Source organism: Lentilactobacillus kefiri, assembly GCF_007989105.1.
Classification (GTDB): Bacteria; Bacillota; Bacilli; order Lactobacillales; family Lactobacillaceae; genus Lentilactobacillus; species Lentilactobacillus kefiri.
In genome coordinates this window covers 47,481-68,910 of the sequence record NZ_BJVK01000005.1, presented here as the reverse complement: position 1 = coordinate 68,910, position 21,430 = coordinate 47,481, and the positions used below count along the sequence as shown (strand labels likewise).

The 21,430-nt window shown below is 41.3% G+C and carries 22 protein-coding genes; 6 read left to right on the top strand and 16 right to left on the bottom strand.

Annotation, left to right across the window (positions count from 1 at the left end; genetic code table 11):
* Window positions 1-13 precede the first annotated feature (13 nt).
* The 14 genes from LKE01_RS03330 to pdhA all read right to left on the bottom strand — a co-directional run bounded on the left by LKE01_RS03330 (window position 14) and on the right by pdhA (window position 13,313).
* Complete coding sequence (locus LKE01_RS03330) at window positions 14-490, bottom strand: ComE operon protein 2 (protein WP_056982183.1); 477 nt, start codon at window positions 488-490, stop codon at window positions 14-16.
* Between the two features lie 51 nt (window positions 491-541).
* A complete protein-coding gene (locus LKE01_RS03325; protein WP_054769815.1) occupies window positions 542-1,276 on the bottom strand; it encodes a ComEA family DNA-binding protein in 735 nt (244 codons plus the stop codon).
* A 69-nt stretch (window positions 1,277-1,345) separates the two neighbouring features.
* The gene (locus LKE01_RS03320) at window positions 1,346-2,383 is read right to left on the bottom strand and encodes a SepM family pheromone-processing serine protease (RefSeq protein WP_056982181.1); all 1,038 of its coding nucleotides are present in this window, start codon (window positions 2,381-2,383) and stop codon (window positions 1,346-1,348) included.
* Between the two features lie 28 nt (window positions 2,384-2,411).
* Window positions 2,412-2,888, bottom strand: a complete 477-nt coding sequence (gene coaD, locus LKE01_RS03315) for a pantetheine-phosphate adenylyltransferase (protein WP_054769814.1) — start codon at window positions 2,886-2,888, stop codon at window positions 2,412-2,414.
* Window positions 2,888-3,451, bottom strand: coding sequence for a 16S rRNA (guanine(966)-N(2))-methyltransferase RsmD (gene rsmD / locus LKE01_RS03310; RefSeq protein ID WP_056982179.1), 564 nt, complete (start codon window positions 3,449-3,451; stop codon window positions 2,888-2,890). Before rsmD ends, coaD begins: the two co-directional genes overlap by 1 nt.
* A gap of 14 nt (window positions 3,452-3,465) precedes the next feature.
* The gene (locus LKE01_RS03305; RefSeq protein ID WP_054769813.1) at window positions 3,466-3,747 is read right to left on the bottom strand and encodes a YlbG family protein; all 282 of its coding nucleotides are present in this window, start codon (window positions 3,745-3,747) and stop codon (window positions 3,466-3,468) included.
* A gap of 13 nt (window positions 3,748-3,760) precedes the next feature.
* A complete protein-coding gene (locus LKE01_RS03300; protein WP_056982177.1) occupies window positions 3,761-4,948 on the bottom strand; it encodes an FtsW/RodA/SpoVE family cell cycle protein in 1,188 nt (395 codons plus the stop codon).
* 192 nt (window positions 4,949-5,140) lie between these two features.
* Entirely contained in the window at window positions 5,141-6,988 is a 1,848-nt protein-coding gene (gene typA / locus LKE01_RS03295; RefSeq protein ID WP_056982175.1) for a translational GTPase TypA, read from the bottom strand.
* Window positions 6,989-7,077: 89 nt separating this feature from the next.
* Entirely contained in the window at window positions 7,078-7,857 is a 780-nt protein-coding gene (locus LKE01_RS03290; protein ID WP_054769222.1) for an inositol monophosphatase family protein, read from the bottom strand.
* A 1-nt stretch (window position 7,858) separates the two neighbouring features.
* Entirely contained in the window at window positions 7,859-8,341 is a 483-nt protein-coding gene (locus LKE01_RS12340) for a UPF0223 family protein (RefSeq protein WP_306765868.1), read from the bottom strand.
* A gap of 72 nt (window positions 8,342-8,413) precedes the next feature.
* Window positions 8,414-9,838: a dihydrolipoyl dehydrogenase gene (gene lpdA / locus LKE01_RS03280; RefSeq protein WP_056982173.1), complete on the bottom strand. Its 1,425-nt coding sequence runs from the start codon at window positions 9,836-9,838 to the stop codon at window positions 8,414-8,416.
* Between the two features lie 7 nt (window positions 9,839-9,845).
* The gene (locus tag LKE01_RS03275; protein ID WP_056982171.1) at window positions 9,846-11,177 is read right to left on the bottom strand and encodes a 2-oxo acid dehydrogenase subunit E2; all 1,332 of its coding nucleotides are present in this window, start codon (window positions 11,175-11,177) and stop codon (window positions 9,846-9,848) included.
* 34 nt (window positions 11,178-11,211) lie between these two features.
* Window positions 11,212-12,189, bottom strand: coding sequence for an alpha-ketoacid dehydrogenase subunit beta (locus LKE01_RS03270; protein ID WP_056982169.1), 978 nt, complete (start codon window positions 12,187-12,189; stop codon window positions 11,212-11,214).
* A 2-nt stretch (window positions 12,190-12,191) separates the two neighbouring features.
* Complete coding sequence (gene pdhA, locus LKE01_RS03265; RefSeq protein WP_056982167.1) at window positions 12,192-13,313, bottom strand: pyruvate dehydrogenase (acetyl-transferring) E1 component subunit alpha; 1,122 nt, start codon at window positions 13,311-13,313, stop codon at window positions 12,192-12,194.
* A 290-nt stretch (window positions 13,314-13,603) separates the two neighbouring features.
* Between pdhA and def the strand changes: the two genes are divergently transcribed.
* Window positions 13,604-14,170, top strand: a complete 567-nt coding sequence (def, locus tag LKE01_RS03260) for a peptide deformylase (RefSeq protein WP_054769224.1) — start codon at window positions 13,604-13,606, stop codon at window positions 14,168-14,170.
* Window positions 14,171-14,358: 188 nt separating this feature from the next.
* On the opposite strand, the gene LKE01_RS03255 is transcribed toward def, so the two are convergent.
* Window positions 14,359-15,636, bottom strand: coding sequence for an MFS transporter (locus LKE01_RS03255; protein ID WP_056982165.1), 1,278 nt, complete (start codon window positions 15,634-15,636; stop codon window positions 14,359-14,361).
* A gap of 99 nt (window positions 15,637-15,735) precedes the next feature.
* Between LKE01_RS03255 and LKE01_RS03250 the strand changes: the two genes are divergently transcribed.
* Window positions 15,736-16,635 (top strand): helix-turn-helix domain-containing protein, encoded by a 900-nt coding sequence (locus tag LKE01_RS03250; RefSeq protein WP_056982162.1) that lies wholly within the window; start codon window positions 15,736-15,738, stop codon window positions 16,633-16,635.
* Window positions 16,636-16,648: 13 nt separating this feature from the next.
* Here LKE01_RS03250 and LKE01_RS03245 read toward each other — a convergent pair whose 3' ends face one another.
* Complete coding sequence (locus LKE01_RS03245; RefSeq protein ID WP_054769225.1) at window positions 16,649-17,143, bottom strand: hypothetical protein; 495 nt, start codon at window positions 17,141-17,143, stop codon at window positions 16,649-16,651.
* Window positions 17,144-17,334: 191 nt separating this feature from the next.
* Here LKE01_RS03245 and LKE01_RS03240 point away from each other — a divergent pair, with 191 nt between their 5' ends.
* The 4 genes from LKE01_RS03240 (at window position 17,335) to LKE01_RS03225 (ending at window position 21,295) form a co-directional block, all read left to right on the top strand.
* Window positions 17,335-17,556 carry a DNA-directed RNA polymerase subunit epsilon gene (locus tag LKE01_RS03240; RefSeq protein WP_054769226.1) on the top strand — a complete coding sequence of 74 codons (222 nt, stop codon included), beginning with the start codon at window positions 17,335-17,337 and terminating at the stop codon, window positions 17,554-17,556.
* Window positions 17,553-19,235 (top strand): ribonuclease J1, encoded by a 1,683-nt coding sequence (gene rnjA, locus LKE01_RS03235; RefSeq protein WP_054769227.1) that lies wholly within the window; start codon window positions 17,553-17,555, stop codon window positions 19,233-19,235. The genes LKE01_RS03240 and rnjA overlap by 4 nt, the downstream gene beginning before the upstream one ends.
* A 111-nt stretch (window positions 19,236-19,346) precedes the next feature.
* Window positions 19,347-20,294: a diacylglycerol/lipid kinase family protein gene (locus LKE01_RS03230; protein ID WP_056982159.1), complete on the top strand. Its 948-nt coding sequence runs from the start codon at window positions 19,347-19,349 to the stop codon at window positions 20,292-20,294.
* A 41-nt stretch (window positions 20,295-20,335) separates the two neighbouring features.
* Window positions 20,336-21,295 carry an ADP-ribosylglycohydrolase family protein gene (locus LKE01_RS03225; RefSeq protein ID WP_054769228.1) on the top strand — a complete coding sequence of 320 codons (960 nt, stop codon included), beginning with the start codon at window positions 20,336-20,338 and terminating at the stop codon, window positions 21,293-21,295.
* Window positions 21,296-21,430: the final 135 nt, after the last annotated feature.

Below are 21,430 nucleotides of genomic sequence, written 5' to 3'. Positions count from 1 at the left end.
TTTGTATTAATAATTAATCAGACAGATAGGATCCGAATGGCACTCTGTCCATATCGGATTGAGTCAACTTAATTTTGTTTAATTCAATATTCTTCAAACGAATTAATTTTTGTGCATATTCATTATTATGGTAATTTCTTAAGTAATTGATCTTGGTGATGCCAGCCTGCAACAACATCTTGGTACATTGAAGGCAGGGAAAATCAGTCACATAAATTTCAGCATTGTCAGTCGGCTCGCCAAATTTGGCACATTGCAGAATTGCGTTCATTTCTGCATGAATTGTCCTGACACAATGACCATCCTCCAAATAACAGCCAACGTCGATACAGTGATCGTCACCTGCAACCGATCCATTATATCCACCAGCAATGATGCGCTTATCTCTAACAATCACCGCACCGACAGATAGTCGTTCACAGGTACTTCTTGAAGCTAATAAGACGGCCTGCATCATAAAATATTGGTCCCATTTAATTCGCTTATCCATTTTCATTCCACCTTCTCTGGTGTAAATCATATCTCAATTTTACAATTTGGGCTATACGCAAATTGAAGATTTTAGATTAGCAAAGGTTTTGTCACCAAATCCCGGAACTTCTTTTAGTTCTTCAATATTTTTAAATTGACCATGAGCTTGGCGATAAGCAATGATCTGATCGGCTTTTTTCTCGCCAATTCCGGTCAACTCTTGGAGCTTGGTTTTATCAGCAGTATTCAAATTAATTTGTTGAGAACCCGCAGCCGATGAATCTGTGCCAGCGGCTGAATCGGCTGCTGAGGCATCCCCTATGTCCGCCGGTGTAGACGGTGCGGCCTGAACGGTTGAAGTAACCGGACTGCCCTTTTCACCCCGAATGGGGACATAGATAACTTGCTGATCGGTCAATTTTTGAGCGAGATTAATTTTCTTCTTATCTGCTGATCGGTTATATCCGCCAGCCAAATCAATCGCATCTACGACCCGCATATTGGCGCTCACTTGGTAAACCCCGGGGTTCTTAACGGCTCCTTTAACGTCAACGTACATTTGCTGATTTGCCCCTGAGGCGACTTGTTTGGGCTGCTGTTGCGATGCTGATTCAGATGTTGAACCGGCGTCTGCTTCAGATGTACTTGAACTTCTGACGACCGCTTGATCGTCACTGGGGGATGAGTCACTTCTTTTACCAACAAGCATTCCACCAATCACAAACATAAAAATAACAATGACTGCCACCAAACCAATTAGTATCTGATAAAGATATTCATCAATGAACTCACGTATCCTATCCATGCTGTACCTCCCTTCTAAAATGTACATACGAAAAAAAGGATTAGTTTATCTAACCCTTTTTTGAAAATCCTATTTATTTTTCTCCAATGCTGAAACTGCCTGGTCAAATGTTTTAACCGGGATCACTTTCATTGAAGGCGCATATTTTTTAGCGGTTGCTTTAGCCAGTTGATAGTTGGTCTTATGGTCCTCTTCATACTTCAAAATATATTTTGTCGGTTTGACATATGGCGCAAGGAAAATCTTGGCACCATGTTTCTTAGCGGTGATCACTTTCTTATCAATCCCACCAATTTCACCAACGTTTCCCAATCCGTCAACGGTACCAGTTCCGGCAACTTTTTGACCATGCCGCAAATTTTTGTTAGTCAATTGACTATAAATTTGAAGCGAGAACATTAACCCGCCTGACGGCCCACCAACTTGACCGGGATTCACTTTAATTGGAATGGCCGGCTTAACTTGAATATCATCAGTTAGTGAAATACCAATTCCGGCTCGATGCTTGGAAATCATTCCGAGTGGTTCCGTTACTTTGTGCAGCTTACCGTTTCGTTTGTATGTGACCGTCAGTTTTTGACCATACTTTTGCTGCTTCACGTATTTAATGAAGCCCAGCGAACTTTTGAAATGATGGCCATCCAAAGCAACAACCACGTCGCCCACTCTCAGCTTATTTTTAAACTTCGAGTTCTTCATCACGCTCATGACATAAATGCCTCGATATTGAATCTTGACGGCTTTATGTGCCTGATGATAGGCGGTGTAAATTGCACTATTAATGGACCCATCCATGTAAATCTGTTGAACTTTACTATATTCTTTCATGTCCTGACCGCCCGTAACAGCTTCCTCAGGCTCGATTGAATAGTATGGGTTCAACTTTGCATAGAGATATGTAAACGGCCTTGCCTGGGCAATACTGACCGACATCAGCATGAATTGGCCCTTATGCTTGTCGGGATGGTTCTTAATGTTGACAATTTTACTCAAATTGGCAGCATCCCCGGGTCCCTCAATATAGTTGGGAAGCGGCCACAAGAAGCCAATTGCTATAAAAATTAAAATGGCAAACCAGATTAGATACTTTTTTAACCACTTTTTCATCAGTCCACCACTCTCTTACAGGATTTTATTACCGGTACTTTTCGTTCAAAGCCCTTACCACCGGTTCTGGAACAAATTTATCAACACTACCATGGAATTTGGCAATTTCTTTAATCATGCTGGATGAAAGATCACGGTAATTGGCAGCGGTTGGAATAAAAATTGTTTGAATATGATTGTCCAATTTTTCGTTCAATCCGGCAATCGACATTTCAGAATCCAAATCACTACCGCCCCGCACGCCGCGAACCAATACAGTTGCCCCAATACTTTGAGCAAGCTTAACCGTCAATTCTTCAGACACCAAGACCTTAACGTTTTCAATTCCCGCCAAGGCCTGTCTGGCAAAGTCTGCTCGTTCCTCATCGGTAAACAAAGCATGCTTATGCGTATTAATACTAATGGCAACGTAGACCTTGTCAAACATCCGACTGGCACGTTTAATAACGTCAATGTGGCCAAACGTAATTGGGTCAAAACTTCCTGCATATAAAGCTTTTGTCATTATTCATTCCCCATTTGATAGTCATAAATCGTTAAATTGGTCAGCCCATAATTTTTTTGCTTGGTCGCTTGAAAGCCCTCAAGTGTTTCAGGTAATTCAGTATGGTTGTCTGTCTCACAAACAATCACTGCACCCTTGTTAAGAAGATTGAGCGCCTTTAAATCACCTAAAGTTTTCACAATTTTTTGAAGCTTATATGGCGGATCAAGAAATACCATGTCGAACTGAACGTTATTTTCAGCTAATTGCTTCAAGACCGACTCGGCGTTGCCTTTAATGACGTCAAATTGATCTTCAGCATGGATCTTTTCAATATTTTCTTTGATTGTCTTGATTGCCTGATACTGACGATCAACCAAAACTGCACGATCCATCCCTCTGGAGACAGCTTCAATTCCGACAGCTCCGGAACCGGCGAAAAGATCCAGAAATTTACCACCTTGGTAATAAGGGCCGGTCATGCTGAACAGCGATTCCTTCACCTTATCAGTGGTTGGCCGAGTCTTATCACTCTTTACCGGATTTAATCGAATACCACCATATTTACCGGATACAATTCTCATAGCTTACCTCAACTTTAATAATCTTCATCTGACAAATCGTCATCATCCAAATCAGTTTTACCTTCCACTTCATGAACGAGTTCATTCAAATGTGATGGTACAACCTGTTTAACGTAATTTTGTGAGGACAACTTTTTGGTAATCGCTTCTTCTTCATCTTTATTAACATAGATCAAGCCATAACGCATCCGTTTGGACACATAATAGAGTCTGCCATATGACTTAAGATTTTTGGAATGACGAATAGAATGCAGATAAACGATCAATCCAGTTGTTGGTTGAATATCTAATGTCATAAATACATCTCCTTTAATGAGCCTTTCGAGCCAATTTTAATGCTCGACGCTCGATCCGCTGACGACTACTAATATTTAGAACCAGTCCTAAACACATCGCCAGCGTTAAAATACTGGAACCACCGTAACTAATGAATGGGAATGTGACACCTGTAATTGGCAGAACGCCCAATACACCACCCATGTTAAAAAATGTTTGAATACTCATGTAAGTTGCGACACCGTAGCAAATCAGACTTTGATAAGGATCATTGCTGCGAACGCCAATCTGAATAGTTCTCAAAATAATCACGGTCAATAGTGCCAAAACCAGGAAGGCGGCAATTGCACCTAATTCTTCAGTTAGAATTGACATGATGAAATCAGTGTTGGGTTCAGGCAAATAGCCGGTTTTTTGAACACTATTACCGAGACCGACACCAAACAAGCCGCCATTACTGATCGCATAGTAGGAGTTAACAACCTGTTGACCGGTTCCCTGAGCATGTCCAAACGGATTGGTAAACGCCACAATTCGTTGCAGACGATACGAGTTGGAGAAAGAATCGGATTTAGCCATTGGCACCAAAACCAATTCAAAAATCAAAAATGCACCGGCGGCACAGCCATAAATAATGGATAAAGCCCGTTTCCAGGAAAAACCACTACAATTGATCAATATAAAGACAATCGCAAAATTAATGGCTGCCCCACCTGAATCAGGCTGCTTAAAGATAAGGGCAATCAAAGCAAGACTCCAAAATAACGGCCATTTCATCTGATCCAACCAACTGCGAACAGAAAGCGTCATTTCGGGCTGCCCTGAAGCAACGGCGTTGGCAAGCCAGATAATCAAAAAGAACTTCACAAACTCGGCCGGTTGAATATTAATCGGCCCCAAATGAATCCACCCTGCAGCACCGTTAATGGTTTTACCAAACACCAGCAACCATAGCAATCCAAAAACAAATAGTCCAAGAAGGAACTTTAAAACAATTGGCTTTCTTAAAAAGTTAATGTTCATTCTTATCATGAAAAGGATAATTCCGAGCCCAACAACCATGTATATCAGTTGTTTGATCAGGTAACTCAGCGGACTTCCACCGTTTTGCAGCGCAATATTTGCACTGGCAGAGTATACCATTACAACCCCAATAACTGACATAATGATATATGGTATAAAAATAACATAATCAAGATTTTTTAAACGTTCTTTCCCCATTGGTCCAACTCCACTTTTCTAATTGTATGTACGGACATCGACCTACATTATATCATAATTAAAAGGCCGATTTTGCGGATTGCCAACGAGGTTTATTGGATTTTAAAAAAATCCAAATTAAGCCACTTTTCAACTCAAAAAGCCGCAACCATTCCGTTAAGGTTTGGTTGCGGCTTAATTTAAAAGTTAATTTTAGTTATGACGTTGCTTCTTAGCTTCTTTTTCACGAGTGTTTGAGTTAAGAATCTTCTTTCTCAAACGAATGAAGTGAGGTGTTACTTCACACAATTCATCTTCATTCAAGAATTCAAGTGATTCTTCAAGTGAAAGATGGGTTGGCGTGTTAATCCGGGCCATATCATCAGAACCGGCAGCACGAACGTTAGTAAGGTTCTTACCTTTGGTGATGTTAACAGTGATATCATTCTCACGGTTGTTTTCACCGACGATCATACCTTCATAAACTTCGGTACCTGGATCGATTAACAATGTACCACGGCTTTCGATCCCCATCATTGCATAGGTGGTTGCTTTACCGGCGTTCATTGAAACAAGGGTACCCTTCTTACGACCAGGGTTCCAGCCCTTGATAACTGGCATGTACTTTTCAAAAGTATGGTTCAAAATACCATAACCACGAGTTAATGAAAGGAATTCAGTTGAATAACCAATCAATCCACGTGATGGAGCCAAGAATGTCAAACGAGTTTGACCATTGTCGGTTGTTTCCATATTTTGCATGGTACCTTTACGTTGTGAAAGGGTATCAATAATTGAACCGGTATACTCGTCAGGAGTATCGATTTGAACAGTTTCAAATGGTTCGCAAGTTGTTCCATCAACATCTCGATAGATAACTTCTGGACGTGAAACTTGTAATTCAAATCCTTCACGACGAAGGGTTTCAACTAAAATAGACAAATGCAATTCACCACGTCCTGAAACAACCCATGAACCTGGGGTGTCAGTGTCATCAACACGTAATGAAACATCGGTATGAAGTTCACGCTTCAAACGATCACCTAACTGACGGGCAGTAACAAACTTACCGTCTTGGCCGGCGAATGGTGAAGTGTTGGTACCAAATGTCATTTGCAGAGTTGGGGCATCAATTCTAAGGATTGGAAGTGGTTCTGGATCCTTAGGGTCAACAACAGTTTCACCGACATTAATATCTTCCATTCCGGAAACGGCGATTAAATCACCAGCTTTAGCGGATTGGATATCTTCTTTCTTCAAACCAAAGAATCCCATTAATTTGGTAACACGGAAGTTTTGCTTTGAACCATCAAGCTTCATAACAGTAACACTGTCACCAACTTTGATAGTTCCACGGAAGATTCGGCCAATACCAATACGACCAACGAAGTCATTATAATCAAGCATTGCAACTTGGAATTGAAGAGGTTCGTCTGAGTTATCGATAGGAGATGGAATATTCTTGATAATGGTATCAAAGATAGGCTTCATAGTATGTTCCTGCTTGCTGATATCAGGATCGTAACTTGAAGTACCATTCATAGCTGATGCGTATACAACAGGGAAATCAAGTTGCTCTTCATCAGCACCAAGTTCGATGAATAAGTCAAGAACTTCATCCACAACTTCTTTAGGACGAGCACCTTCACGGTCAACCTTGTTAATCACAACGATTGGGGTTAAGTGTTGTTCAAGAGCTTTCTTCAAAACGAACCGGGTTTGAGGCATTGTACCTTCGAAAGCATCAACGACAAGTAAACAGCCATCAACCATTCGCATAATACGTTCAACTTCACCACCGAAGTCCGCATGTCCTGGGGTATCCAAGATGTTAATTTGTTTGTCGCCATAACGAACGGCAGTGTTTTTTGAGAGAATGGTAATTCCACGTTCTCGTTCAATGGCATTCGAGTCAAGAGCCCGATCCTCAATTTGTACGTGTTGATCAAGCGTATCTGACTGCTTTAACAATTCGTTAACCAAGGTTGTCTTACCGTGGTCAACGTGGGCGATAATAGCGATGTTACGAATGTCGTCGCGTGTCTTTAATTTAGTATCCAAGTCGTTTGCTTCCCTTCATTTAAATCAAACCGAATGTTGTACATCATATATATTGGCATAAAAAAACTGTGACAACTGTCACAGTCCGATCATTTACTTACGATTGTAAGAATGTCTCGATGTGCATTTCGTGTTGCTAACAATACTGGTGTTGATGATAACACATCCAACCGCTGTCCGTCAATAGTTGTCATCTTAAGTCCGGCAGTTTCACATAAAATTCTGCCAGCCCCAAAATCCCAAGGCTTTAAGTAGGAAATATATCCGACCAATTCACCACGAAGAACGGAAACGATATCAATACCGGCACTGCCATATATGCGCATTCCCAAAGACTGCTGAGCAATGTCTACCATATTATAATCATTATGCAATACCATGGGACCACTTAAACCAATCAAGCCTTCCCTTAATGGCGTATCTTGAACTGGTGGTAGCGGTTGGCCATTGTCAAAGACTCCGAGATCAGGACCTCCTGAAAGTAAATGTTTGCCAATCACATCCATTACATAACCAAGAACCCCTTTGCCATCCTCATACAATGCAATCATGATGGCAAAGTTGTTGCGCTGCTTAACAAAATTCATCGTGCCGTCAATTGGATCGATAATCCAAATGCGTCCCTTGGTGGAATGAACCTGGTCGCCAAAGCCCTCTTCTCCGAGAATCTTTGAATCGGGGTCAAATTCACGAATCTTGCCGACTAAAAACTTTTCATTTTGCTTGTCAACGTTCGTGACTAAATCTTTCCGACTGGTTTTGGTATCGACCGTAAGCCGGGTATCGATTTTTCTTAAAACATTGTCTCTGGATTCACTCAACCAGCCTCGGACAGTTTTATCAATATGCTTTAATTCATTAATTTCCATGCTATGCCTCGTGTATCTTCAGATTAACCGATTGTGCGTCTTTAGAAGCCTTGATGACTTGATAGGCGTCATATCCGGAACGGTTCTCAAACTCCCTTTCAAGTTGTTTTTCTTCCATTTTGGAAGGCAGAATTTTCTGGAATTTTCGATAAGCGGCAAGAAAATCCGATCTTTTGACACCCCCGGATTGCTCATATGCCTGCTCAACCATCTGGTAAAAATTCACAACATCAATAATTTCATCGACATTCAAACCATCAATCAAAGGGTATTCATACCCATCAGCCATTGCACTCACTCCGATCGTTACTGCATTGACTTTATTATAAGATAGATACTGAGTTTGTGAAACAGAAATGATCAAAGTTTGTGGGATTTTACATGTTTGGCTGAGTTCAAAAGACAGATGTTCCAAAAAAGTGAGTGGCGCCGGTCCAGCTTCAACAATTTGCCAAGCTGTTCGCGGGACAAAAAAGCAGGTCATGATGAACAACTACATTCATCATGACCTGCTTTACTTGTATTCCGAGTTCTAAACAGAACTCATCGAAACTTTTTAAATATGAGTTGGGAATCCCAATCCAACATCGGCAGCTTCTTGAATAGGCTCGCTCAAAGTTGGATGTGGGTGAATGGTAAGGGCAATGTCCTCAACATTCATGTGACTGTTAACTGCCAAGCTTAACTCGGCAATCAGATCACTGGCACCTGGTCCAACAATTTCACCACCAACAAGTGTCTTGTCGTCTTTAGTGAAGATCAAACGAACAAATCCATCGGCTTGGTCAAGTGATACGGCACGGGCATTACCTGCAAATGGGAACTTCGAAGTTGAAACTTCGATGTCTTTATCCTTTGCTTGTGCCTGAGTCATACCAACAACGGCGATTTCTGGATCTGAGAAGCAGACTGCTGGAACGCCAACATAGTCGTTAGCAGTGTTCTTACCGGAAATTGCACCGGCAGCAACTTTGCCTTGGAAGAATGCTTTGTGAGCCAAAGCAGGACCTGAAGCAATATCTCCAATTGCGAAGATATGTGGAGAATCAGTTCTGCCTTGTTCATCAGTTTGAACAATTCCGTGGTCATCAACTTTAACCTTGGTGTATTCCAAGCCAAGATCATCAGTATTTGGACGACGACCAACGGTGACCATGCAGTAGTCAGCTTTGATGGTTGTTTGTTTGCCATCTTCCTCGTACGTTACAGAAACGCTGTCGGCATCCTGACTTGAAGAAATTGCTTTGGCACTGGTATGAATATCAACGCCCTTCTTCTTCAAGTTCTTAACAACCAATGAAACCATGTCCTTGGTAAAGCCATTCAAGATTGAATCCAATCCTTCGATGATCGTTACGTGGGCACCCAAGTTGGCATATGCACCAGCTAATTCGGTACCAACATATCCACCACCGATAACAACGAATTCTTTAGGAATTTCCGGAAGGTTCAAGCCGCCGGTTGAGTCAACCACTCGACCGTCAAATTTAAATCCAGGAATTTCAATTGGATGTGAACCACTGGCAATGATCAGGTTATCAAACTGAATAGTTGTTCCGGTATCGGCACTCATGAATTGTTGAGGTCCAGTAGGCATTACCCGTAATTGGGTATCACTATCAAGAACCGCTTCACCATGAATGACTTCAACCTTGTGCTTGTTCAGCAGCATCTTAACACCGCTGGTCATTCGGTCAACAACCTTCTTTTGCTTCCACTCCTGAGTTTTGGCAAAATCGATTGTAGCTGGTTGAGTCGTGATTCCATAAGTCGAAGCATCATTTGCTTCCTGCAGACGATGCCCAGCAGCGATCAAAGCTTTGGAAGGAACACAACCAACGTTTAAACAAACACCGCCAAGTGTATCTGATTTTTCAATCAGTGTTACTTTTTGTCCTAATTCGGATGCACGGATTGCGGCAACGTAGCCACCAGGGCCAGCTCCGATAATTACTGTTTCTTTCTTTTCAACATCAGCCATTATTCGATCATCCTTCCATCAACAGCATTGCTGGATCATGAAGCAATTGATTCATGTAATTCAAAGCGTTTTGAGCAAGGGCGCCATCGATTAATCTGTGATCGTAACTCAATGAAAGTTTAAGCATATTGCCAACTTTGATTTCGCCGTCTTCAGGATCAACGTATGGTTCCTTGGCAATCTTACCAACACCCAAGATTGCAACTTCAGGTTGGTTGATAACTGGAGTGAACCAGCCACCACCGATTGAACCAACGTTACTGATGGTAATTGAACCACCCTTCATTGTATCTGGGCCAAGCTTGTTGTCATAAGCATCTTGAGTATTTTCAGAAATTTCTTTGGCGATTTCAAACATCCCTTTGGAATCGGCATTCTTAATGTTTGGTACGTACAAACCATGATCAGTGTTTGTGGCAATCCCAACATTGAAGTAGTGCTTGTAAACAATTTCCTGGGTTGTGTCGTCAATTGAAGCGTTGAACTCAGGGTATTTCTTAATAACGGCAACCAGTGCCTTAACGATGTAAGGCAAGAATGTCAAATGAATATCCTGGTCGGCAGCTGCTTGCTTGTACTTCTTACGGTTGGCCATCAGGGCACTAACTTCAACATCATCAAATGAAGTTACGTGAGGCGCAATGTCTTTAGATGTACGCATTGCTTTGGCAATAATCTTACGCATAGGTGACATTGGTTCACGAGTTTCAAGATCAGGCTGATCGGACTTCCATGGAGCAACAGCTTGTCCAGTGGCTTTTGCCTCGCCGGCAGGAGCTGCGGCTGATGCTGGTGCAGCAGCTGAAGCAGCTGGTGCAGCGGCAGGATTGAAGTTGTCGATATCAGCTTTTGTAATTTGACCATGATTTCCTGTAGCAGGAACTGCAGTGATGTCCACACCCTTGTCACGTGCATATTGACGGACGGATGGCATTGCTTTCACAATTGCATTTGGATTTGATGCAGCTGGTGCGGCAGTAACTGCGGCTGGAGCAGCGGCAGGCGCAGGTGCAGCAGCTGGAGCAGGAGTTTCTTCCTTAGCGGGAGCAGCTTCTTCTTTTGCAGGTGCTGCAGGAGCTGAATCATCGGGTTCATCAGGAGAGCCGTCATCAATGACAACTAAGACATCGCCTTTTTCAGCGGTCTCCCCTTCCTTTTTTTCAATACTCTTAATGGTTCCGGCAACTGGAGATGGCATTTCTTGGACAGACTTATCGTTTTGAATTTCTACTAACGGATCGTCTTCCTTGACTTTATCGCCAACCTTTACATCCCAGGTAGCAATTTCACCTTCAGTAATACCTTCTCCCATTTCTGGTAGTTTAAACTTATAAGCCATGGGATCTAACTTCCTTTCTGTTACAAATTAGAATTTAGTAGTTTAAAATTTCTCGTACCTTAGCTTCAATATCATCAGCATTTGGAAGCCAATAATTTTCAGCCATAGCAAATGGGAAGATGCTGTCTGGAGCAGCCACACGGCCAATTGGTGCATCCAATGACATAATGTCGTTTTCAGCAATGTCGGCAGCTACTTTAGCGCCAGCACCAGCCATCTTTTGTGCTTCTTGGGCGATAACTACTTTGTGAGTCTTGTCGATTGAAGCAAAGATTGTTTCATCGTCAATTGGTGATAATGAACGTAAGTCAATAACTTCAACTGAGATGTTCTCTTTTTCTAATTTATCAGCTACTTTGAGTGCTTCGTTAACTTCGGCACTGTAAGCAACAACGGTAATGTCAGATCCCTCACGAACAACATTTGCCTTGTCTAGGGGAACAGTGTAATGGCCATCTGGAACTTCATCCTTCATTGAACGATAAAGTTTCAGGTTTTCCATGAACAATACCGGGTCGTTGTTTTCAACGGCTGAGATAACCATTCCTTTAGCATCGTATGGATTTGCAGGAGTTACAACACGTAATCCCGGAATTCCTACGAACAGGTTTTCAAGTGAGTCACCGTGAAGTTCAGCGGTATGAGTACCACCACCAAATGGTGTTCTGATGGTAATTGGCATTGAAACGTCACCTGAGAAACGGAATCGGTTACGTGACATTTGACCGCCAATTGAATCAACAGCTTCCATTGTGAATCCCATAAATTGAATTTCTGGGATTGGACGCCAACCGGTTAATGCAAGTCCAATTGACATCCCTAAAATTCCTGATTCAGCCAATGGTGTATCAAATACTCGGTCTTCGCCATACTTATCTTGAAGTCCTTCAGTTGTACGGAACACACCACCGTTTTTACCAACATCTTCACCAAAAATCAGAGTCTTCGGATCGTCCTGTAATACTTGGTCAAGTCCGTTGGTAATTGCTTTAATATATGTCATTTTAGCCATGATTACTTCGACTCCTTTGCTTCGAATTTCTTAATGTCAGCTGCAACATCAGGGGTTGGTACTTCAAATGTGTGCTTCAAGAAGTCACTAACCTTTTGTTTAGGAGCAGCTTCGGCATCTTTCATTGCTTCCTTAAATTCATCTTTGTATTGAGCGACTAATTTGTCTTCTTTGTCTTGATCCCAAAGTTTCTTGTCAGTCAAAACTTTTCTCAAACGAATCAGTGGGTCTCGGTCAAACCATGGTTTTTCTTCTTCTTTAGTACGGTAACGACTAGGATCATCACCGGCTGAACTGTGAGCACCAAAACGATAAGTCAATGTTTCAACTAATGCTGGACCATTTCCTGCAACGGCGAAGTCACGGGCATCTTTGGCAACCAAGTATGTGGCAAGAATATCCATTCCATCAACTTGGACACCTGGAACACCTGAAGCAACACCCTTTTGAGCAAGTGTCTTAGCTGCGGTCTGAGTCTTTCGTGGAACTGAAATTGCCCAGCCGTTATTTTGAACGAAGAATACTTCTGGTGCTTGGAATGAACTTGCGAAGTTGATACCTTCGTAAAAGTCACCCTGTGAAGTACCACCATCACCGGTAAATGTGTATGCGATAGTGTCTTTTTCACCGTTCTTCTTGATTCCTAATGCGGCACCTGCTGATTGAACATATTGGGCACCGATAATAATTTGTGGGATAAACGCACGTACACCGCGTCGTACATAGTCATAAGCTTGATAGTGACCTTTTGACCATAAGTAACCCTCTTTAACGGTTGCGCCGTGTTGGATTAATTGTGGCAAATCACGATATGCTGGGAAGAGGTAGTCTTGTTTCTTCATCGCATGAGCAATACCCATTTCTGAAGCTTCCTCACCATAGGTGGGAGCATAGAAACCTAATCGACCTTGACGTGAAAAGTTCATTGTTTGTTCGTGCAATGCACGTTCCCAAACCATCTTTTCCATCAACGTAACTAATTCATCATCGCTAAATCGGTCAAATAATTCTTGATTTACAATTTTCCCGGTTTCATCGATAACTTGAACTGGTTTGTCGTACGGATCGCTCATCGTTGACTTAATCTTGGCAAAATCAACAACGTGCTTATTCTTTGCTGCCATAGATAACACTTTCCTTTCCTATAAAACTAAACTTGTGATGTACAAACTGATCACTCCTAAACCACAACTTAAATCTAGCATTTTTCAGTGACGTTTGCAAGCCCTTTCATTCCTATGAAACCAACTTTTTTTGTATATTATTTTCACTTACTAAAATTCAGTCTGAAACCGCTTGTGCGAGTAAAGTTTGTGAAAAATCACCTGGCTTGTGAATATAGTTTTTTTCTTAAAATTAAGTTAGAATAGAGGGTATTGAATTATTGTTTAAATTTTTTTCGGAGGTCTTAAGCGTGTTTTTAATGAAAGATATTGTACGAGACGGAGATCCGGTTCTCCGCAAACAAGCTCAAAAGGTCAAATTCCCATTGAGTAAAGAAGATAAACAGTTGGCCCATGACCTCATGGAATATTTGGAGGTCAGCCAAGATTCAGAACAATGTCAAAAGTTGGGCTTACGGGCAGGTGTCGGACTGGCAGCTCCCCAAGTTGGTGTCTCAGAAATGATGGCATCGGTTTTAGTTCCCAACGATGACGAAAATGAAAAGGATAAGCCCCTTTTCAAAGATGTGATTATCAACCCTGTGATCGTCTCCAACTCGGTCCAGCGTGGTGCTTTGACCGAGGGTGAAGGTTGCCTGTCAGTCGATCGCGACGTTCCAGGTTACGTTCCCCGTGCTGCAAGAATCACCTTGAAATACCAGGATGTGGACGGTAAAGAACACAAGCTTCGCTTGAAAAACTATCCGGCAATTGTTTGCCAGCATGAAATTGACCATTTGCATGGGACACTGTTCTACGATCATATTAATAAGGACAATCCATACGCAAAGACGGATGATGAAATTTTCATCTATTAAAAAATATGTTGTGATTGGTAAATTAACCATCAAACAAAATAAGCTCACCTCCCAAACCGAAGGTGAGCTTATTTGTAATACCTTGTGGATCAACCATTATTGCATTTTTTGTAAGCAATTAATGCTTCTTTCATTATACTTGGAAACAAAATTTTCATCTTATTAGCAAATCATTTTTTAAATAACCATTATTGATTAGTCTCTAAACTCTCGTCTTGATCAGGCATTTGAGTATGGATAAACTTTGGCATTGTTAAGCCCGTAACTCCAAGCATCAACATACCAGATGCAATAAAGATGATGCCATTTGGAAAAAACTGAAAAATAAAGGAATAGAAAACTGTGCCTATTGGAATGGATATCATATTCAACGACATCTCTGTTGAAGACACCCGCCCCATTAATTTTGTTGGAACAGTTTTTTGCATATAAATGCCAAACGGTGTATTCATAAAAGCCACAGACATGCCAACTGTAAATACCATTAACGCGCCAACTATTCTAACAACCAACTCACTTTGATTGGCGACAAATAACCCACCAATGCCACAAAGTGCCAACCCAATAGCACACATGGTTACTGCAAGAATTTTTGCTAACTGCTTCAATTCAGGTGCCATACTGATGATTAAATTCCCTGCCAGCATCCCCACAGCATCTGAGGAATTCAATATTCCAAGGGTTATGTTCCCCAGATGCAAATGTTGAACGACAATAAACGGTAGTCCTACATTTGTGACAGCAAAAATAAAATTCAAAAATAGTGCAACACAAATCAAATATCTCAAGAATTTGTGAGACATCAAGTACTGAAGGCCCAATTTAAATTTTCCAAGCTGGGATTCATGTGGCCCCAACGCTTCCTTCTTGGATGCATTTGCATAATGAAAGTGCATGGATAGCAGGATGACCAAAGCAATAAAATGTGCTGCTAATTGAAAAATAATAAACGACTGAAATCCGACCAGTACATATAATGAAGCAGCAATAACTGGGGAAAACGTTGAAGCAAACGATGAAGCTGCCTGGCTCAATGAATTAAGTCTTTGAATGTGACTTGTATTAACCAATTCATGCACAGACGCCGTGTACCCTGAATTTGAAACATTCACTGAAACATAATTAATCGCTAAAAATATAATTGTTGGGATCAGTTTTCCCATCCCACTGAAATGATGGATAGTGATTGCATAAATAAAAAGTGCAATGATCCGAACGAACAGACTGATGACCAAAATGTGTTTATGTGGGTAAGTGTCCACTAAATTTCCAATTGGCACTACGCCAATCAATGTCACGATCGGCATGATAATCATTGACAGCCCAAAGCTTAATGACATCCCGGTCGCATGAAGCAACATAAGGCCTAACGCAAAAGAGAACATATCTCCACAAAAGGTACTGATCAGATTACTTGAAACATCTTTTAAAATTTGTACGTTTGATTCGTGATTATTAATTTTCATTTGCAGCACCCTCTTCAATTTCGATTAATTGAAGATTACTACCATTGCGAACCCATTCGATGTAGAATATGTTGCAAATATGCCACATAGGAGAGAAATATGAAAAGTATCGGTCAAATCGTCAAAATGATCCGTCAAATTAAAGGATTCACCCAGTCCGAGGTTTATTCAGGAGTGATGTCACGTTCATTTGCTCATCGATTTGAGAACGGAGAACATGACATTAGTGCAACCAAGCTGTTTCAGATTCTGGATAATCTCTTAATTTCAGTTGAAGAATTTCGGTTCATTCAAAATGATTACCACAGATCTTCTGAACAAGAATTAAATCAACAACTACAGGACGCATATGACGTTCACAATCTTCAAGAAATGGGCAACATTATAAATGAAAATAAAAACAGCGGCAATCTTAGCTTCAAATCGATTGCAGGTATCGGCCAAGTCTTAGTTGAAACATACCAATCAAAAACTTTCGTAATCACTCCAGCGATGGAAAGCTTTTGGAACCAGCTTTTTAACTCAAAAGCCTGGACCTTACAGGAAATTCGCAACGCTGATATATTATTACCGATAGCAATTAACAGCCACCGTGAAAGCCTCATCCCAACGATCGTCAATAGATTTGAAAATAACTGCCAAAAGTATTTAACAGCAAGGGGAGATCCGTTCCATGTCAGTGACGAATTAATGGGAATGTATTTGACTCTGCTTCAGACTGACTTAAACACCGAACAATATGATTCAGCCAATCAGTTGGTCAGCAAGGCGAGAGATGTCGACAAATTCCTGCTCACTTGGAATGGCAGATTTGCACAACAGCTTATCATTGCAATTTGGAACCTATATTTTGGCAGCGAAGAAGAAGGAGAAACAATTATTGCCAAAATTTCTGGAGCTGAAAGCTTGTATGTGCCACCGATTGATCACAACCTCAAAGCGATTGCCGATATGAGAAGAAAGCTTGCAAAAATATACAAAAAAAGACACACCGACTAGTGTGTCATAATCATTAATGCAATCTCTTCAAATCATCCACGTACTCAATCGTGGTCGTATTAATCAAATAAGCGACATCAAAATGCACCCGGTCATCCAGCTGCCAGACATCTGTCACCATGAACGCCGGCCGATCAGCCTGCTCCGTGTGGGCGTGCATATGGTGATCATCACTATATTTTTCCAGCGTCTTTGTAAGTGACTGGCGAAATTCTGGAATTGAATCGTTTATTTTAACCACCGGCAGGTGATACTCAAAGGCCATTACTCCCCTGCCCCATACTTCCGCGATATCCTCGGATTTGAAATCACTTTCATCAAATGGCGATAAGGCTTTCTGTTCAACCAGTTTGTTAATTGAAGCCTTAACCGCTTCATTGGCAATCCGCTGGGCAAGTGCCAACCGTTTTCTTCCCGGACGAGTTACAAATATGTAGTGGATTAAATTATAAACAGCGAATGCCGCCACCAATCCAATAATAATTTGAATAATCAAATCAATGTTCATAACCGAGCCTCATTTCTTTTCGTTAAACCAATTTTACCATGCATTGCCGTTTGCTGATTACTTTCATGTTTATATACTTAATTTTAATATTATGGTAGAATATCGTTATTAGTTGTGTTTTCACAACCACTTGTCCGTAAGGAAACCTCGAGTTTCTGCAAAAAATTGTATAATTTTAAAGGAGTTTTTTTATGATTTGGAAGGTTTTATATCAACCCAGCAAGAAGATCAGTCCTCGCCGGGAGACGACGCATACACTCTATGTTGAGGCCGACACAGAAGTTGAAGCTCATGCGCTTGTTGAAGACAATACCGATTATGATATTGAATTTATCGAGCCCCTCCAAGGAAAGCACTTGGAATATGAGCAAAGTAGTCCTGATTACAAAGTAACGGAGTTTAATAATAAATGAAAAAACTAAACGTCAAAAATAACGAAGCAGCTATCTATGGCGTTGGTGGTTTGGGAGAAATTGGTAAGAACACTTATGGTATTCAATTCCAGGATGAAATCATCCTGATTGATGCGGGAATCAAATTTCCTGAAGATGACCTGTTAGGTGTCGATTATGTTATTCCAGACTACCAGTATCTGGTTGAAAATAAGGATAAGATCAAAGCTTTGGTCATCACCCATGGTCACGAAGATCATATTGGTGGTGTCCCATATTTGATGAAGGTTTTAAACGTCCCTATTTATGCCGGACCACTTGCGATGGCGCTTATCAAAAATAAATTGGAAGAACATGGCTTACTGAATTCTGTTGAATTACACGAAATCAGTGATAAGTCTGTTCTGAAGTTCCGAAAAATGAAAGTTTCATTCTTTAGAACGACCCACTCAATTCCCGATACTGTCGGAATTGCAGTGCACACTCCGGTTGGGGTAATCGTGGAAACTGGTGATTATAAATTCGACCTCACACCAGTGACCAACCAGCCGCCTGATCTTCAAGAAATGGCCCGATTGGGTGCTGAAGGCGTCCTTTGTTTGATGTCTGACAGTACGAATGCTGAAAAGCCAATCTGGACCCACTCTGAAAAATGGGTTGGAAACTCAATCGCCCACATATTCGACAATATTAAAGAACGAATTATCTTTGCAACATTCGCTTCAAATATTTCTCGAATTAAGACTGCTTGTGATAATGCAATGGCCCATGGCAGAAAGATTGCTGTTTTCGGCCGAAGCATGGATGCAGCGATCGTTAATGGACGTGAATTAGGGTATCTCGATATTCCTGATGATGCGTTCGTTGATGCTCATGAACTACAATCACTTCCAGCCAATAAAACTTTAATCTTATGTACCGGATCTCAAGGTGAGCCAATGGCTGCCCTTTCACGGATTGCCAACGGTACCCACCGTCAGATCTCCATTCAGCCTGGCGACACGGTTATCTTTTCAAGTAACCCAATTCCAGGTAACACAACCAGCGTTAACAGTGTTATTAACAAGCTTGAAGAAGCCGGTGCCAATGTTATTCATGGCCGAGTTAACAACATTCACACTTCCGGTCATGGTGGCCAGGAAGAACAAAAGTTAATGTTGCGATTAATGAAGCCTAAATTCTTCATGCCAATTCACGGTGAATACCGAATGCTTAAAATTCATACGGAATTAGCTGAACAATGTGGTGTTCCAATGGATCACAGCTTCATCATGCAAAATGGTGATGTTTTGGCCCTCTCAAAGGACACTGCCCGAATGGCTGGTCATTTCACCGCTGGCGATGTTTATATCGACGGCAGCGGAATCGGTGATGTCGGCAACGTTGTGTTACGAGATCGTCAATTGCTTTCCGAAGAAGGAATTGTCGTGGTTGTTGCCACAATCAATTTGAATAACCAGGAGATCCAATCAGGTCCTGATATTCTCTCACGTGGTTTTGTCTACATGCGTGAATCCGGTGAACTTTTAGATGAAGGTCGCCGTCGAGTATTCAAGACAATTCGAAAATCAATGCGCGCTAAGAAAGCCACTGAGTCTTCTATTAGAAACGCCATCATTGATGATCTTCAGGAATTCTTATATGACAAGACTGAAAGACATCCAATGATTTTACCAATGTTAATCATGAATGGTAAATAATAATAGATTTAACGTTACTAATCAGAAAGCTTGAGAATCGGATATTTTGAATATCTGGTCCTCAAGTTTTTTTACATAATTAACCATATTGAGCTGGGGGAATCCTTTCCAATGAAATACTTCATAATCACAAACCTATTTGCGGGCGGCGGCAATGCCAAAAAAGTTTGGCCTGATATCAAAAAATATCTGGCGGCCAAAAACGTTGCTTATAAGGCGGTTTACACGGAATATGCGGATCATGCTGTCGAATTGACAAAACAAATTCTAGGAAAAATTGCGGCAACTAAACAAAAAGACGTTGTTATTATTGCTGCTGGTGGAGACGGAACGCTGCATGAAACTTTATTGGGCTGCAAGCGGTACTACGAGGCTCACCCCACTGAAAAGCAGGTTCCAATTTCGTTTTTACCGATTGGATCTGGGAATGATTTTGCCAGGGGCCTGAAGATCCCACTGAAATGGGAAAAAGCGTTGAGCAATATTTTGCACTCAGACTCACCAACAACCATTAACGTCGGCCACTATACCGATCTCGATAATCATACAGATGGTTTCTTTACCAATAACTTTGGGATTGGCTTTGATGCCAGCGTCGTTCATTTAGCCAATCGCTCATCATTAAAAAGTAATCATTTTTTCGGGAAATTTTCATATATTGCGGCTATATTAAACGTCATCATCAATTTTAAAGGATTTTACGCGGAAATTATTCCGGAAAATGAATCGAAACACATCTTTCAACATACATTTTTATTAACGACAACTGATATTCCTTATTTTGGTGGTGGAATCAATATCGTTCCCACTGCATCAGCGTTGGACGATCATTTGGACATGGTCGTCGTCGAAAAACCGAGCCTTTGGCAATTGATTTTATTTATATCTATGATATTTTTAAAGAGACACTTACAACTCAAATTCATCCATCATTATCATGAAAAGCAGCTGTTTATCAAAACAAATGGTAATCGTTATGGCCAAATTGACGGTGAAGAACTGGGTGAACGAACTTACAATCTCAAACTAGAGACGGTCAAATATCCCTTCTGGATTTGATCCCCTCTTTGATATTGGGAAATTAACGACGAGGTAATACCATGTATTCAACCAGCTACCTATTATTTCAATCATTAACCGCGGTTGCTTTGGGTGACGCGCTGGGATTTCCAATCCAGCACGATACTCGAAGTAATCCTTTTGATGATCCAGTCATTCAGATGGTTGGTCATCTTTCAGCCAACGTTCCCGCCGGAACCTGGTCGGATGACACGTCATTGTCAATTGCTTCGTTAGTCAGCTTGACGTTTGGGTATAACCTCTACGACTTAATGACCCGCTATTCCCAGTGGTATCATTTTGGGGATTACACACCATTTAACCACGCATACGATGTCAATAATACGACTCAATCAGCCATTTCACGTTTTGATAACGGCACCCAGCCGGAATTGTGCGGTGGCGTTCAGGACGCGGATAACAATAATACGGCCTTAAAACGGTTGATGCCGCTGGCGTTCTATATTTTAACCAAGAATCCCAACTATTCGTTCAATGATGAGACTGTCAAATTGGTTCATGATTTTACTGCCACAACCAATCGAACACCCAAGGCATACATTGGATCCGGAATCTTAACCAATGTGATCATCAGACTAATCCAAAATCCGAACAAATACGCCATGCTGAGGGCTGTTAAAGAAGTCTTGGACTATTACCGCTCAAAGGATCAATTTGCGGCTCAGGTGCCCTTTTTTGAGCAATTAGAGGAGGCTCACTTCCTCCGTCAGTCCAGCACCAAAATTAAACCGTCCAGTGATGTTATCTCGACGCTTAATTCCGTCTTTTGGTGCCTCATGAATTCCGAACAGTATAACGTTGCCGTATCAAAAGCCGTCAACTTGGGAAATCACGCCGATACGATTGGGTCAATTACTTCGATGCTGGCATCCCTGCTATTTGCACCGGTAACCTTCCCGGAAAATTGGCTGGCAAAACTCCAAGGCAGAAATCAAATTAAGATCGCGGTATCGTCAGCTTTGCTATCAGATAATTTCTAAAATAAAATATAAACAATCTTAAAAGGACCACTAATTTGAAATTCATTTTCAGAATTCAAATCAGTGGTCCTTTTTTAGTTTCATACAAAAAGCCATATCGGGCACATAACAAAAGGCGACACTATAACGTGATAG

Coding starts and splice junctions, on each gene's coding strand:
- LKE01_RS12340 (WP_306765868.1), bottom strand. CDS start 8,341: ATGACCTGCTTTTTTGTCCCGCGAACAGCTTGGCAAATTGTTGAAGCT.
- LKE01_RS03225 (WP_054769228.1), top strand. CDS start 20,336: ATGTATTCAACCAGCTACCTATTATTTCAATCATTAACCGCGGTTGCT.
- LKE01_RS03330 (WP_056982183.1), bottom strand. CDS start 490: ATGGATAAGCGAATTAAATGGGACCAATATTTTATGATGCAGGCCGTC.
- LKE01_RS03230 (WP_056982159.1), top strand. CDS start 19,347: ATGAAATACTTCATAATCACAAACCTATTTGCGGGCGGCGGCAATGCC.
- pdhA (WP_056982167.1), bottom strand. CDS start 13,313: ATGGCAGCAAAGAATAAGCACGTTGTTGATTTTGCCAAGATTAAGTCA.
- LKE01_RS03320 (WP_056982181.1), bottom strand. CDS start 2,383: ATGAAAAAGTGGTTAAAAAAGTATCTAATCTGGTTTGCCATTTTAATT.
- LKE01_RS03245 (WP_054769225.1), bottom strand. CDS start 17,143: ATGAACATTGATTTGATTATTCAAATTATTATTGGATTGGTGGCGGCA.
- lpdA (WP_056982173.1), bottom strand. CDS start 9,838: ATGGCTGATGTTGAAAAGAAAGAAACAGTAATTATCGGAGCTGGCCCT.
- LKE01_RS03300 (WP_056982177.1), bottom strand. CDS start 4,948: ATGGGGAAAGAACGTTTAAAAAATCTTGATTATGTTATTTTTATACCA.
- rsmD (WP_056982179.1), bottom strand. CDS start 3,451: ATGAGAATTGTATCCGGTAAATATGGTGGTATTCGATTAAATCCGGTA.
- LKE01_RS03255 (WP_056982165.1), bottom strand. CDS start 15,636: ATGAAAATTAATAATCACGAATCAAACGTACAAATTTTAAAAGATGTT.
- LKE01_RS03275 (WP_056982171.1), bottom strand. CDS start 11,177: ATGGCTTATAAGTTTAAACTACCAGAAATGGGAGAAGGTATTACTGAA.
- LKE01_RS03270 (WP_056982169.1), bottom strand. CDS start 12,189: ATGGCTAAAATGACATATATTAAAGCAATTACCAACGGACTTGACCAA.
- coaD (WP_054769814.1), bottom strand. CDS start 2,888: ATGACAAAAGCTTTATATGCAGGAAGTTTTGACCCAATTACGTTTGGC.
- LKE01_RS03240 (WP_054769226.1), top strand. CDS start 17,335: ATGATTTGGAAGGTTTTATATCAACCCAGCAAGAAGATCAGTCCTCGC.
- LKE01_RS03250 (WP_056982162.1), top strand. CDS start 15,736: ATGAAAAGTATCGGTCAAATCGTCAAAATGATCCGTCAAATTAAAGGA.
- LKE01_RS03290 (WP_054769222.1), bottom strand. CDS start 7,857: ATGGAAATTAATGAATTAAAGCATATTGATAAAACTGTCCGAGGCTGG.
- LKE01_RS03325 (WP_054769815.1), bottom strand. CDS start 1,276: ATGGATAGGATACGTGAGTTCATTGATGAATATCTTTATCAGATACTA.
- rnjA (WP_054769227.1), top strand. CDS start 17,553: ATGAAAAAACTAAACGTCAAAAATAACGAAGCAGCTATCTATGGCGTT.
- LKE01_RS03305 (WP_054769813.1), bottom strand. CDS start 3,747: ATGACATTAGATATTCAACCAACAACTGGATTGATCGTTTATCTGCAT.